The following is an 11,684-nucleotide window of genomic DNA, read 5'->3' on the forward strand; positions in this document are numbered from 1 at the left end:
CCAGGGCGCGATCACCGACACCCGGGAGCCGTCGTCTCCCAGCAGCTCCGCCTGGGTCCGGGACCGCGGCCGTCTTACGAGTGAGGGAGGGGACCCGATGTCGGCGTCGGGAGGACGCGGGGGAGGACGCAGGAGGACGGCGGACAGGGGGCCGGCCTCTTTCGCACGTGACGTGGTGCTCGCGCTGGGGCTCGCGGGGATCTGCCTGGTCGGCGTGGCGGCGTTCGTCAGGACGCTCGGGGCGCCGGGGGGCGGTGCCGGGATGGTGCCGGTCGCCGCGGTGGTGCTGCTGGCGGGAGGGCTGGCGCTGGCCCGGTGCGGCGTGGCGCCGGGCCGCCGCCCTTCCCGGGCGGGCGCGGGCGGTGCTCCGGCCGCGGTCCCCGTCCCCGGGCAGCAGGTGGCGGAGGTTCCGGATCTCGGGGCGGAGGTCCTGGACCACGCGGGCGTCGACGCCGACGGCTTCGAGCACACGGTCGCCGCGCTGTGCGTACGGGACGGCTGCCCGCAGGTGGAGGTGGTCGGCGGGGCCGGCGACCTGGGCGCCGACGTGGTCGCCACGACGGCGGACGGCCTGCGCGTCGTCCTCCAGTGCAAGCACTACGGGGAGGGCCACCGGGTTGGTTCGCAGGACCTCCAGCGCTTCGGCGGCACCTGTTTCGCCGTCCACGAGGCGGATGTGGCCGTGCTCGTCACCACCAGTTCCTTCACCGCCCCGGCCACCGAGTACGCCGCCACCTGCGGCATCGTCCTGGTCGACGGCGAGGGGCTGGCCGCGTGGACCGACCTGAGGGCGGCTCCGCCGTGGGAGACGCCCGTCGCCACAGGAGCGCAGGACCGCCCGTGACCGGGAGCCGGTGCACGCCCGGCCCTGTCGTCAAAGTAGCTCCGGTAAGGCCCCAAGGCGTCTGGTGTCGTGCATCGCAAGGCGGAGGGGCGCCCGTGTACTGGACGTACTCGGGCGCCCCGACAACGCAGGGAGGTGCGGTGCCAGGCGCCCCGGGCCGGGAGGGACTTTGACGACAGGACTCGCTGAAGTGACTCGTGCGTACTGCACACCCCGTCGGTGACAGCCGTGACTGTCGCGGACCCCGGCCGGCGTGACACCGTCGATCACGCCACCGACCGAGGGAGCAGGTGTGAACAAGGGGTACGCCGCCTTCTGCGACGCCGACCGCTGGTTCTACGACGCGCCGTACCGGCGGGCCGAGGAGAGCTATCCGGCCGCGCTCGCCCCCGTACCGGCGGGATGGCAGTCGCACCGCAGCGGGGACTGGTTCGCGCTGCGTCCCCTGGACGCCGAGCTGCCCGCTCAGGGCTGGAAGATCCACGTCTCCGCCTGCCTGGACAACGCCGAAGCCGTCCTGGACCGGGTCCGCACCTACTGCGTGAACCGGCGGATCGCCTTCAAGTTCGTCCCCAGCCGGTACCTGCTGCACAACCGCAACGCCAAGTACGCGGACCGCGCGGCGAGCGGCAAGTTCCTGACGGTCTACCCGGCCGACGAGGAGCAGTGCCGGCGGATCGCCGAGGAGCTCAACGCCCTGCTGGCCGGTGAACGCGGCCCGTACATCCTCAGCGACCTGCGCTGGGGTGACGGCCCGGTCCACCTGCGCTACGGCAGTTTCACCCTGCGGCACTGCTACGACGAGCACGGCGAGCTGGTGCCGGCCGTCGAGGCACCGGACGGCCGGCTCGTACCGGACCCGCGCGGTCCGGTGTTCCAGCCGCCGGAGTGGGTCGAGCTGCCCGCGTTCCTGCGGCCACACCTCGACCGGCGTTCGGCCGTCACCTTCGCGGGCAGCCCTTACACCGTCGAGCGCGCCCTGCACTTCTCCAACGGCGGCGGCGTCTACGCCGGACGCGACACCCGTACCGGCGAGCCGGTGATCCTCAAGGAGGCGCGCCCCTTCGCCGGGCTCGCCGCCGACGGGGCGGACGCGGTGACGCGGCTGCACCGCGAGCGGGCGGCGCTGGAGCGGCTGGCGGGGCTGGACTGCGTCCCGGCGGTGCACGGCACCTTCACCGTGGGAGACCACCACTTCCTGGTCCTGCAGTACCTGGACGGCAAGCCCCTCAACACCTACTTCGCCCGCCGGCATCCGTTGATCGAGGCCGACCCGGACCCCGCGGAGCTGGCCGCCTACACCCGGTGGGCCCTGACCGTCCACGAGAAGGTGACGGCGGCCGTCGACGCGGTGCACGCGCGGGGGATCGTCTTCAACGACCTGCACCTCTTCAACATCATGGTCAGCGAGGACGAGACCACCGGCGAGCCCTCCGTCGCGCTGCTCGACTTCGAGGCCGCGGCACACGTGGACGAGGGGCTGCGGCAGACCGTCGCCAACCCGGCCTTCGTCGCGCCCGGCGACCGGCGGGGCTTCTCGGTGGACCGGTACGCGCTGGCCTGCCTCCGGCTCGCCCTGTTCCTGCCGCTGACCAGCCTGCTCGTACTGGACCGGGCCAAGGCGGCGCATCTGGCGGCCATCGCCGCCGAGCAGTTCCCCTTGCCCCCGCGGTTCCTGGACGAAGCGGTGGAGGAGATTCTCTCCGGGCCCTCGCCCGGCGTTTGCGACGGGCGGATACCGGCGCCCGCCGGGGCGTACCTGCCCGTCGAGCCGGGCGACTGGGAGGAGGCCCGCGCCTCGATGACGGCGGCGCTGCGGGTCAGTGCCACCCCGGACCGCGAGGACCGGCTCTTCCCCGGGGACATCGCCCAGTTCAGCGGCGAGGGCGGGGGCGTCGGCTTCGGGTACGGAGCCGCGGGTGTCCTCTACGCGCTCGCCGAGACCGGCGCCGAACCGTGGCCGGAGGCCGAGGAATGGCTGCTGGCCCGCACCAAGCAGCCGGCCTCCGGCACCCCGCTCGGTTTCTACGACGGCCTCGCCGGCACCGCTTGGACCCTGGAGCGGCTCGGCCACCGCGACCGCGCGCTCGCCCTCGCCGAACAACTGCTGGCGCAACCGTGGCAGAGCGTCGGGCCCGACCTGCACAGCGGGCTCGCGGGCATCGGGCTGGCCCTGGACTCCCTGGGCGAGGCCACCGGTGAGCGCGAACTGCACACCGCCGCCCTGCGCTGCGCCGAGCTGGCGGACCGCGCCGCCCCCGGCCTGAAGCGGGCGGGCCTGCTCCACGGCCACAGCGGACTGGCGCTGCTCCAGCTGCGGTTGTACGAGCGCACCGGGGAGCGGGAGCTGCTGCGCGCCGCCGGACGGTCCCTGCACCGTGATCTGGACCGCTGCGTGACCACTGCCCACGGCACCCTCCAGGTGGACGAGGGGTGGCGCACGATGCCCTACCTCGGCGCGGGGAGCGTCGGCATCGGCATGGTGCTGGACGACTGGCTGGAGCACGCCGCCGAGGACCGTTTCGAACGGGCCCGCACAGCGGTCATCCGGGCGGCGCAGGCGACGTTCTACGCACAGCCCGGTCTGTTCCGCGGCGCCGCGGGGATGATCCTCCACCTGGCCCGGACCACGACCCCCGGCCCGGGCACGCGGGACGAGGACATCGCGCGGCAGATCGATGCCCTGGCCCGCCACGCGGTCCCGTACCGAGGCCGACTGGCCTTTCCCGGCGAGCAGTTGATGCGCCTGTCCATGGACTTGTCCACGGGCACGGCCGGCGCCCTCCTCGCCCTCGGCAGCGCCGCGCCCGGCGGGCGCGCACACCTGCCGTTCCTTCCGCCGCTGCGGCCCACCGCGGCGGCCCCAGAGCCGGTCCCCCACCGGGGGGCCGTGTCCCATCGGAACACAACAGTGAAGAAGAGGAATCAGCCATGACGCTTCTCGACCTGCAGTCGATGGAAATCCCCAAGGAAGAGACCAGCGAGGCCGCCCATCTCACCGGCGGCGGCAGCCGCGCCAGCCTGCTTCTCTGCGGCGACAGCAGCCTGAGCGTCACGACCTGTAACTGATCAGGTCCTTCCCGGGCCCGGGCGGTTCGCCGCCCGGGCCCGCACCACACCCCTGGAGCCATCGCCGATGATCCCGCCCGATCACGCCGGGGAGGCGGCGGCCGCACACGACGCCGACCGGGCGCTGCGGGCGGCCGCCCGGCACAGCGCCGGCCGCACCGCCGCCGTGTGGGGGTGCTCGGTCGCCGCCGCCGGCGCGGCCCTCGCCGAGCCCGCCGTTTTGGGCCACACCCTCGATCTGCTGCTCCGCCGCGACCCTGCGAGCGCCCTGTGGACCGTGTGGTGCGCCGTGGTGATCGGGGCCGAGGTCCTGCTCGACGCCGCCACCGCCCGGATCTCGGGCAGCGTCGGCGCCCGCTCCACCGCCTGGCTGCGGCGGCTCGGGATCGCCCGGCTGCTGCGCACCGCACCGCACCACGCGGCCCGGCACTCCCCCGGAGACGTCTCCGCGCGGCTGACCGCGCACGCCACCGAGGCGGGGACCGTACCGGTGGCCGCCGCGACCGGTAGCGCCGCCCTGCTTCTTCCGGTCGGCGGGCTGGTCGCCCTCTTCCTCATCGATGTGTGGACCGCCCTGGCCTTCCTCGCCGGACTGCCGCTGCTGGTGGTGATGCTGCGCGCCTTCGCCCGTGATTCCACGGCGAGCGTCACCCGCTACCAGCAGGTGCAGCTGGCCATGGCCGGCCGGCTCGTGGAGACCCTGGCCGGGGCCCGGACCATCGCCGCCGCCGGCACCGCCGAGCGCGAACAGGCACGGATCCTCGCACGGTTGCCCGAACTGGACGGCGAGGGAAGGCAGATGTGGCGGGTCTACGGCACGACGATGGCCCGCACCAGCGCTCTGATGCCCCTCCTGCTGTACGCGGTGCTCGCGGTGGGCGGCGTCCGGCTGTCCGCCGGCGCTCTCGGTGTGGGTGAACTGCTCGCCGCCGTCCGCTACGCGGGCCTGGCGGCCGGGGTGGGGGCGGTGACCGGCACCCTGGCCGCGGTGGTGCGCGGGCGGACCGCCGCCCGGCGTACGGCGGCGCTCTTCGGCCTGCCGGAACTGACGTACGGCCGACGGGCCCTGCCCCACGGCGGCCCGGGCACACTGGAGTTGCGAGAGGTACGGGTGGAACGCGGGGGGACAGCCGTACTGCGCGATGTCAGCCTGCGGGTTCCCGGCGGCACGACCACCGCCGTCGTCGGCCACTCGGGCTCCGGCAAGACCGTGCTCGCCGCCGTCGCCGGACGGCTCACCGATCCCGACGCGGGCCGGGTCCTGCTCGACGGGGTGCCGTTGGACGAACTGTCGGCCGAGGCGCTGCGCCGGGGGGTCGGGCACGCCTTCGACCGCCCCGCGCTCTTCGGGGCGAGCGTCGGGGCGGCGATCGCCTTCGGAACGGCGCCCGCGCCCGGCCCGGAGGCCGTGCGCGCGGCAGCCCGGGCAGCCGGGGCGGACGCCTTCGTACGGCGCCTGCCGGAGGGCTACGACACCCCGGTCGCCGACGCGCCCCTGTCCGGCGGCGAGCTGCAACGCCTGGGCCTGGCCAGGGCGTTCTGCCATGCGGAGCGGCTGCTGGTGCTCGATGACGCCACCTCCAGCCTGGACACCGTCACGGCGCGCCAGGTCGAGCGGGCCCTGGCGCACGAGGTGCGGGCCGGCACCCGCCTCGTCGTGGCGCACCGCGTCTCCTCGGCCGCCGCGGCGGACCGGGTCGTATGGCTGGAAGCGGGACGGGTGCGGGCGACGGGAACCCACGCCGAGCTGTGGCGGGACCCGGAATACCGGGCTGTGTTCGCCGCCGAGGAGACGTCGGCCGGCCGGGAGCCGGCGCGGTGAGCGAGTACGGCACCTGGCGGCGGGTGGCCCCCGAGGGCCGGCGGTTCCTGCGCGGCCGGCTGCCCGCCCTGGTCCGGCTCGCGCTCTGGTCGCTGCTGGAATCCGCGCACACGTTCGCCGGCGGCTACGGGGTGGCCCGCGCCCTCGACGACGGCTTCCTCGCCGGCCGTACCGGCACGGGGATCGGCTGGCTGTGCGTGGCCGCGGTGGGCGCCCTGCTCGGCGCGGCCGCCCTGCGCGGGGTGTTCGGCGCTCTCGCGGACCTGGTCGAGCCGTTGCGCGACGGCCTGGTCCGGCGGGCCGTCCGCCAGGCGGTGGAGCAGGCCGTCGCGGGTCGGCCGCGGGGCACCGGATCAGCTGCGGTCTCCCGGCTCACACAGCAGACGGAGATGGCCCGGGACTCCTTCGCCGGACTGGTGCTGACCGCGCGGTCGTTCGTCTTCACCACCGTCGGAGCGCTGGCGGGAATGGCCGCGCTGGCGCCCGTACTGCTGTGGTTCGTGCTGCCCCCGCTGCTGGTGGGGACGGCCGGCTTCCTGGCCACCTTGGCCCCGATGGCCGCCGTGCAGCGCGCGTCACTCGACACCGACGAGGCGCTGTCCTGGCGGGTCGGGGAGCTGGCGGAAGGTCTGCGCGACGTCGTGGCCTGCGGCGGGGGCGAGTCGGCGGGTGCTCCGGTGGTACGGCTGATCGCCGCGCAGGAGCGCCTCGCCGGGCGGCTCGCGCGGTGGGCGGCGGTGCGTACGGTGGCGCTGGGGGTGGCGGGGCGCCTGCCGGTGGTCGCTCTGCTGGCCGGGACGCCCTGGCTGCTCGGGCGGGGGGTCACGGCGGGCACCCTGGCCGGCGCCCTGACCTATCTGGTGCAGTCGCTGCTGCCGTCCCTCAACGCGCTGATGGCGGCCCTCGGTTCGGCGGGCACCAGGCTGCTGGTGGTGCTGGACCGGTTCTGCGCACCGGAAGGGGCAACGGCCCGGCCGCGGCCGGCTCTCGCGCCCCCGAAGCCGGATCCGCTTCGCCACGGTCCGGCGGGGCCGATGGGCCCGGCGGGGCCGATGGGCCCGGCGGGGCCGGCGGGTCCCCCGATCCCGGCGGGGCCGGCCGATCCGTCGGACGCGGGCCGGAGCCCGGCGGGGCCGGCCGATCCGTCGGACGCGGGCCGGAGCCCGGCGGGGCCGGCCGATCCGTCGGACGCGGGCCGGAGCCCGGCCGCCGTCGAGCTGCGGGGGGTCCGCTTCGCCTACGGGCCCGGCGCGCATCCCGTGATCGACGGTCTCGACCTGATCGTGCGACCCGGGGAACACCTCGCCGTGGTGGGGCCCAGCGGAATCGGCAAGTCCACGCTCACCGCCCTGCTCGCCGGGCTGCTGGCTCCGGGCCGGGGCACCGTCCTGCTGGCCGGTGCACCGGCCCGGCCCGCTGTGGGGGGCGGGCCCGACCTCCGCCGGACGCTGCTGCCGCAGCAGGCCTACGTCTTCACCGGCACGGTCCGGGAAAACCTGACCCACCTGTGCCCCGGGCCGGTCCCCGGGGCACAGGTGGCGCAGGCGCTGGCCGCCCTCGGTGTCGCCGGCCTCGTCCACCGGCTGGGCGGGCTGGACGCGGCGCTCGATCCGGGACGGCTCTCCCAGGGCGAGCGGCAGCAGCTCGCCCTCACCGCCGCCTACCTCTCCCCGGCCCCGCTGCTCCTGCTCGACGAGGCCACGTGCCATGTGGACCCCCGTACCGAGGAGCAAGCCGAGCGGGCCCTCGCCGCCCGCCCCGGCACCCTCGTCGTGGTGGCCCACCGCATCTCCTCCGCGGCCCGGGCGGACCGGGTCCTCGTCCTGGACGGCACCCGCGCGGTCTGCGGTACGCACGAGGAACTCCCGGCCAGATCACCCCTCTACCGGGAGCTCGTGGGGATGTGGGACGCGCGATGCTGAGGGGCGGCCTTCAGCGGCTCACACCCAGCCGGCCCGCCGGGATATCCGGATCGCGTCTATGCGGTTGCGGGCGCCGGTCTTGCGGGTGACCGCCGCCATGTAGTTGCGTACGGTTCCGCTGGCGAGGTGCAGGGCGCGTGCGATCTCCGCGACCGAGTCGCCCTCGGCAGCCCGGGCCAGCACGCTCAGCTCGCGCGGGCTGAGGGGTACGGGGCCGGCCGCCATGAGGGCCGAGGCGAGAGATGCGTCGACGAAGCGCTCCCCCGCCGCGACCTGGCGTATCGCCCGGATGAGCCGGCTCGGCGATCCGTCCTTGTCCATGTAGCCGAGGGCATCGGCCTGGAAGGCCCGCCGCAGTGAGCCCGGTGCGACCGGCGTGGCGAGCACCAGCAGCGGAGTGGGCCAGGTGCGCACCGTACGAGCCGCGGTGCCGTCTCCCCCGAGGGCGGCCGAGGCGCCCGGGCAGTCGAGGTCCACGACCGCCACGTCCGGCCTTAAGCGCTCCGCCTGGCGGTCGGCGGTCCGCCAGCCCGCGGTGGTGACGTCGAACCCGCCTTCGGATCTGAGGAGGGCGGCGAGAGCCGACCTCACGAGACTGACGCTGTGCAGGACGAGGACCTTGGTCATCGGGGCTCTCCTCAGGTGTGATCGATCAGCACCAAGCAGTTGCCCACGATCACCCTGGCGGAACGTTACTGCCGGGGGCGTGCGGGGGCGCATGGCCGAAGGCCGTGCCCCCGTCATGCGACCCGCACGCCCCGGCACCCGTCGCAGCCGCCTCCTCCGCACGGTCAGGACGATGAAAACCCTTTCCGCACCCCGTCCCACGGAGGGGCCGATTCCGGCCCCTTGCCGGTGGTTCTCCGAGGGCACGACCCGTCAGCGGCGGCGGATCACCCCCATGGGGCGAGGTGCGGAGGGCTGCGTCGCCGGTACGGCGCGGTGCCCGGGCGATCAGGGCTTGTTGGCCAGCGCCCCGAGGTACGCGTTCACCTGTTCCAGCCGCCCGTCGATGCTCCGAACGCTCTCGGCCGCCGCCCACAGCTGATCGCCGACGGCCAGCAGGGCCAAGGTCATCGCCCGCTGTCCGGGATCGGTGACCTCCTCCAGCGCTGCCCGGGCCGCTTCGGCCGCCGAGATGGGACGGGATGCCTCTGTCATCGTTGTGGCTCCTGCCTGGCCGACCATCGGCCTCTCCCCGCTTGTTCCCTCGTGGCGCCACGACTCACCGCTCGGGCCTCCGCTCGTTCAACGGGCTTGTCCCCGCCCCGGTCCCTCGTCGCCGGCGGGTGCCTCCACCGCCGCGGGGTCCAGGATGCGGTTGAGGAAGTTCCTGGTCCGCTCGTGCGCCGGACGGCCGATCACCCGGGCCGCCGGCCCTTGCTCGACGATCACTCCGCCGTCCATGAAGACGACCCGGTCGGCGACCTCGCGGGCGAAGCTCATCTCGTGGGTGACGACCATCATCGTCATGCCCTCGTCCGCCAGCACCCGCATCACCGACAGCACCTCGCCGACGAGTTCGGGGTCCAGCGCCGAGGTCGGCTCGTCGAAGAGCATCACCTCGGGGCCCATCGCCAGGGCGCGGGCGATCGCCACCCGCTGCTGCTGACCGCCGGACAGCTGCGCGGGAAAGGCGTCCGCCTTGTCCGCGAGGCCGACGCGCCGGAGGTTCTCCCGGGCCACGGCGGCGGCCTGCGCCTTGTCCCTGCCCAAGACCCGCCGCTGCGGCAGCGTGAGGTTGCCGGTGACGCTGACGTGCGGAAACAGATTGAACTGCTGGAAGACCATGCCGATACGGCGGCGCACCGCGTCGATGTCGACGTCCAGGTCGGTGACCTCCGTGCCGCCGACGAAGACCTGGCCCTCGTTCGGCTCCTCCAGCAGGTTCACACAGCGCAGCAGGGTCGATTTGCCGGAGCCGGACGGCCCGATGACGCACACCACCTCGCCGCGGGCGATCTCCAGGTCGATGCCGCGCAGGACGTGGTTGTCACCGAAGGACTTGTGCAGCCCCCGGATCTCGATCTCGGGGCGGTCCGCGGCCATCGTGTCCACCGTCTCGGTGTTGTCCGGCATCTCGTCCTTGGGTGGCATCTCGTCCTCACGTGGCCTTGTCGGCGCGCGCCTCCAGGCGGCGCACCACGAAGCTCAGCGGCACGGTCACGAGGAGGTAGCACAGGCCCGCGACCAGGATGGGGGTGGAGTTGGCGGTCTGGCTCGCGAGGTCCCTGCCGAATTTCGTCAGTTCCCGCTCCTCCAGCGTCACGCCCAGGAACAGCACCAGCGAGGAGTCCTTGAACAGCAGGACCAGTTCGTTGGTGAGCGGCGGGATGACGATGCGGAACGCCTGCGGGATGACCACCGAGACCATGGCGCGGGCGTGCGAGAAACCGAGGGAGCGGGCGGCTTCCATCTGGCCCTTGGGTACGGCCTGGATGCCCGCCCGGATCGTCTCCGCCATGTAGGCGGCGGCGACCAGGCCGAGGCCGAGCGCGACCTTGCCGTAGGTGCCCCCGGGAATCGCGGTCCCCGGGAAGGCCAGCGGGACGGCCACGCCCACGAAGATGAAGATCAGCAGGGCGGGCAGGCCCCGGAACAGTTCGATGTAGATGCCGGCGAGCCACCGGTAGGGGGCCACCGACGACAACCGCATCATCGCGATGACCAGACCGAGCACCAGGCCGAAGACGAACCCCGACAGCGTGTACACCACCGTGTTGCGCAGGGCGAGGGTGATGATCTCCGGGAAGAGCCGCAGGGCGAGGTCCGTCTGCGCGAACTGGTTCCGCAGCCGGTCCCAGTCGGCCAAGAGGCCGAGCAGGACCAGTGCGGCGGCGAAGACCGCGTACTGGATGCCCTGCGAGACCCGGCGGCGCTGGCGCCTGGTCAGCCGGGAGGTCACGACGTGGCCTGGGGCATCGGCCCGATCCACTGCTCGTACAGCTTCTTGTAGGTACCGTCGGCCTTGGCGGTCGTGATCGCCTTGTTGATGGCGGCGAGGAGGGCGGTGTTGCCCTTCTTCACCGAGAAGCCGTACTGCTCACCGGTCTCGATGTTCTGGCCGAGGGCGAACTCGGCGGCGTTCTTCTGGTCCTTGAGCCAGCCCTGGACGACCGGGTAGTCGATGATGACGGCGTCGACCTGCCCCGTGCGCAGACCGTTGAGCACCGCGTCCGAGCTTTCGAAGGCGACCGGGTCCAGGCCCTGGGACTTGGCGTAGCTCTCGCCGGTGGTCTCCGCCTGGGCGCCCAGCTTCTTCGTCCTGACGTCGGCGAGCGAGGTCACCCCGCTCTTCTTGGTCGCGAGCAGTGCCTGAGTCGCGTCGAAGTAGGGGACGCTGAAATCGACGTTCTTCTTGCGTTCGTCGGTGATCGTCATGCCGGCCGCGGCGAGGTCGCACTCGCCGGAGTTCAGGAAGGCACCCGTCTTGAAGTTCTCGAAGGGTGTGTCGAGGATCTTCTGTTCGACCTTGAGGTCGGCGGCGACCCGGTCGATCAGGGCCACGTCGAAACCGACGATCTTGCCCTGCTGCTCGAACTGGAAGGGCGGGTAGGGCAGATGGGTGCAGGTGGTCAGCTTGCCCGCCTCCACGACCGGCACTCCTCCGGCCGCCTCCCCCGGCCCGCCGCCGGAGGTGCAGCCCGCGGCGAGGAAGATGCCCGCCGCGGCGGCGGCCGCGGCGCGGATACGGAGACTGCTGCGGTGCCTGCGCTGTCCTTCGGCCGTCCAGGACACGGTTGACCTCCACGGGGGTGCGGGGCGGCGGCGGTCCCGGAGGAGACCGTCGGTCGAGATCGTAAGCCCCCCACCGCGCCCGGCGCCGGACCATTCGCGATGCGCCGCATACCGGCCGCGGCGATCGCCCCGGCGAGCGCGAGCGCCGCCACTCGTGGGGCGGGCCGCTGCCGCCGGATGGTCCACACCGCCCCGGACCCGCCCGCCGCTCGCCGCGGCACCGTTCGGCCGCGGGCCCGGATGTGGATGCCCGGCCCGCTCGCCTCCGGCGGGACCGCGCCCGGCAGCA

Annotated in this window: 10 protein-coding genes; 5 read left to right on the forward strand and 5 right to left on the reverse strand. The window is 73.9% G+C overall.

The window, feature by feature from the left end; translation table 11 throughout:
• Positions 1–172 precede the first annotated feature (172 nt).
• The 5 genes from ACWDX7_RS26305 (at position 173) to ACWDX7_RS26325 (ending at position 7,657) form a co-directional block, all read left to right on the forward strand.
• Positions 173–844, forward strand: coding sequence for a restriction endonuclease (locus tag ACWDX7_RS26305; protein WP_451489515.1), 672 nt, complete (start codon positions 173–175; stop codon positions 842–844).
• A 292-nt stretch (positions 845–1,136) separates the two neighbouring features.
• Positions 1,137–3,779 (forward strand): class III lanthionine synthetase LanKC, encoded by a 2,643-nt coding sequence (gene lanKC, locus ACWDX7_RS26310; RefSeq protein ID WP_451489516.1) that lies wholly within the window; start codon positions 1,137–1,139, stop codon positions 3,777–3,779.
• The gene (locus tag ACWDX7_RS26315) at positions 3,776–3,913 is read left to right on the forward strand and encodes a SapB/AmfS family lanthipeptide (protein ID WP_451489517.1); all 138 of its coding nucleotides are present in this window, start codon (positions 3,776–3,778) and stop codon (positions 3,911–3,913) included. The genes lanKC and ACWDX7_RS26315 overlap by 4 nt, the downstream gene beginning before the upstream one ends.
• Before the next feature lie 67 nt (positions 3,914–3,980).
• Positions 3,981–5,735, forward strand: coding sequence for an ABC transporter ATP-binding protein (locus tag ACWDX7_RS26320; protein WP_451489518.1), 1,755 nt, complete (start codon positions 3,981–3,983; stop codon positions 5,733–5,735).
• Positions 5,732–7,657 (forward strand): ATP-binding cassette domain-containing protein, encoded by a 1,926-nt coding sequence (locus ACWDX7_RS26325; protein ID WP_451489519.1) that lies wholly within the window; start codon positions 5,732–5,734, stop codon positions 7,655–7,657. Before ACWDX7_RS26320 ends, ACWDX7_RS26325 begins: the two co-directional genes overlap by 4 nt.
• An 18-nt stretch (positions 7,658–7,675) precedes the next feature.
• On the opposite strand, the gene ACWDX7_RS26330 is transcribed toward ACWDX7_RS26325, so the two are convergent.
• The 5 genes from ACWDX7_RS26330 to ACWDX7_RS26350 all read right to left on the reverse strand — a co-directional run bounded on the left by ACWDX7_RS26330 (position 7,676) and on the right by ACWDX7_RS26350 (position 11,395).
• Positions 7,676–8,284 (reverse strand): response regulator transcription factor, encoded by a 609-nt coding sequence (locus tag ACWDX7_RS26330; protein ID WP_451489520.1) that lies wholly within the window; start codon positions 8,282–8,284, stop codon positions 7,676–7,678.
• A 327-nt stretch (positions 8,285–8,611) separates the two neighbouring features.
• A complete protein-coding gene (locus ACWDX7_RS26335; RefSeq protein ID WP_451489521.1) occupies positions 8,612–8,818 on the reverse strand; it encodes a hypothetical protein in 207 nt (68 codons plus the stop codon).
• 87 nt (positions 8,819–8,905) lie between these two features.
• Complete coding sequence (locus ACWDX7_RS26340) at positions 8,906–9,706, reverse strand: amino acid ABC transporter ATP-binding protein (RefSeq protein WP_451489684.1); 801 nt, start codon at positions 9,704–9,706, stop codon at positions 8,906–8,908.
• 55 nt (positions 9,707–9,761) lie between these two features.
• Positions 9,762–10,592, reverse strand: a complete 831-nt coding sequence (locus tag ACWDX7_RS26345; RefSeq protein WP_451489522.1) for an amino acid ABC transporter permease — start codon at positions 10,590–10,592, stop codon at positions 9,762–9,764.
• Positions 10,559–11,395, reverse strand: coding sequence for an ABC transporter substrate-binding protein (locus ACWDX7_RS26350; protein WP_451489523.1), 837 nt, complete (start codon positions 11,393–11,395; stop codon positions 10,559–10,561). The genes ACWDX7_RS26345 and ACWDX7_RS26350 overlap by 34 nt, the downstream gene beginning before the upstream one ends.
• Positions 11,396–11,684: the final 289 nt, after the last annotated feature.

The sequence above is a fragment of the Streptomyces sp. NPDC003034 genome, from assembly GCF_053591375.1.